At 55.7% G+C, this 1657-nt stretch carries 2 protein-coding genes; one reads left to right on the top strand and one right to left on the bottom strand.

What is annotated here, in order from left to right; translation table 11 throughout:
• Positions 1-924 (top strand): HAD-IC family P-type ATPase (locus AUR66_RS16940; RefSeq protein WP_157533193.1); only part of this gene is annotated, 924 nt, incomplete at its 5' end.
• A 304-nt stretch (positions 925-1228) separates the two neighbouring features.
• Here AUR66_RS16940 and AUR66_RS16935 read toward each other — a convergent pair.
• Positions 1229-1444 carry a HalOD1 output domain-containing protein gene (locus AUR66_RS16935; protein WP_058573369.1) on the bottom strand — a complete coding sequence of 72 codons (216 nt, stop codon included), beginning with the start codon at positions 1442-1444 and terminating at the stop codon, positions 1229-1231.
• Positions 1445-1657: the final 213 nt, after the last annotated feature.

Genomic DNA, 1657 nt, shown 5'->3' with positions numbered 1-1657 from the left:
GGCGAACAGGGTGTCGGGGCTGTCCACGTTGCTGGTGGCTGGACCGAGCAACGGGTCTTCGAAGTCGCCGCTGGTGTCGAAGGTGACTCAGAGCACATGATTGCTCGCGCTATCAGGAACGCTGCGGAAGAACGTGGTGTCTCGCGGGCAGCCGTCTCGAACTTCGAGAACCTCAGAGGTCTCGGTGTGAAGGCCACTGTCGAGGGTGAAACAGTCCACCTCGGTGGCCCTAACCTCGTCGAGCGACTGGGTATCGAACGTCCCGAGGAAATTGTCGCCTTCGCTGACGAAGCAGGGTCGAATGCACAAACCGTCATCTACCTCGTTCAGGACGAATCCAACATCGTGGCGGCGTTCGCGCTCGCAGACGTCATCCGGGAGGAGAGTCGCCGGGCTATCGACGCACTGCACGAGATGGGTATCGAAGTCGCGATGCTGACGGGAGACTCCGAAGACGTTGCGAAGGCCGTCGCCGAGGAACTCGGTATCGACCAGTACTTCGCAGAGGTGTTGCCAGAGGAGAAAGACTCCACGGTCGAACGACTCCAATCCGAGGGCAAACTCGTCGCGATGGTTGGCGACGGCGTCAACGACGCACCAGCCTTGACACGTGCTGACGTCGGCATCGCAATCGGGTCGGGGACGGATGTCGCGATCGAGTCCGGCGATATCATCCTCGTCGACAACAACCCACTGGACGTGGTCCGTCTCGTTCGCCTCTCGAAGGCGAGTTACCGCAAGATGCAGGAGAATCTCGTCTGGGCTACGGGATACAACGTCGTCGCCTTGCCGCTTGCTGCCGGGGTGTTGGCACCTATCGGTATCCTCCTGTCACCGGCTATCGGTGCGGTCTTCATGTCGCTGTCGACCATCATCGTCGCGGTAAACGCTCGACGGCTTCGAGGGGTCGACCTTTCAGCGTGAACAGATAGTCGCAAACGATGTAGCTCAGTTTTGATATAGCGATATTCAATATATCCTTAATCTCTCCGTATAGTACAGGATTTTGCTTGAACTCGTTGTCTGTGTGCGACAACGACATATCTAATCTAGTCAATCACCTAATGAATAGTCTGAATCTCACGAAACCGAGACACTCAGAACGACACACGAACCAGAGGTTCGGCTTCCAAAACAGCGGATGGAGAACTCGAGAACGACGAACACGCAGTTAGCACTATCTGTACTATGCCCTGTGGCCGCGGAACCCAGACCGCACACTCGACGGTTACTTTGGGTCCAATTCGACTGTGAGGTCGTTATCTACAGTCACGATGTAGTCCATGTACTCGAACCTGACTTCGACAGGACCATTGCGAAAGAGTTTGTCGAGTGCCTCTGGGCTAATGGAGTCGTAGAGGGATTGGTGTAGGTCTTTGACGTCGACACCTTCGCGCTCGGCGACGGCAGCGAGGACCGCCTCGGTCACAGTTTCCCCTGACATTCGACTTTACTCGTACATCCAAAATATGCTATTTCAATCGCCCGGTTTGCCCGCCATGATAAGTACGTCTCTCGCTGCCTCACTAGGAGACGCGTAATTTCACGGCATACGATTCCTCGTTATGCTGGATACGTCTCTCGATAACGTTCTTCCAAGAAACTGAGTGACGTTTGTCTGCGGTACGCAGGGTATCTCAGGTCACCAACTCCCGAG

The organism is Haloferax profundi (assembly GCF_001469865.1).
GTDB lineage: Archaea > Halobacteriota > Halobacteria > Halobacteriales > Haloferacaceae > Haloferax > Haloferax profundi.
The sequence above is the reverse complement of the archived record's forward strand: the minus strand, read 5'-3'. Positions and strand labels throughout refer to the sequence as shown.

What these genes read in the sequence shown, in the direction of transcription:
- AUR66_RS16935 (WP_058573369.1), bottom strand. Translation starts at nt 1,444, where the DNA reads ATGTCAGGGGAAACTGTGACCGAGGCGGTCCTCGCTGCCGTCGCCGAG.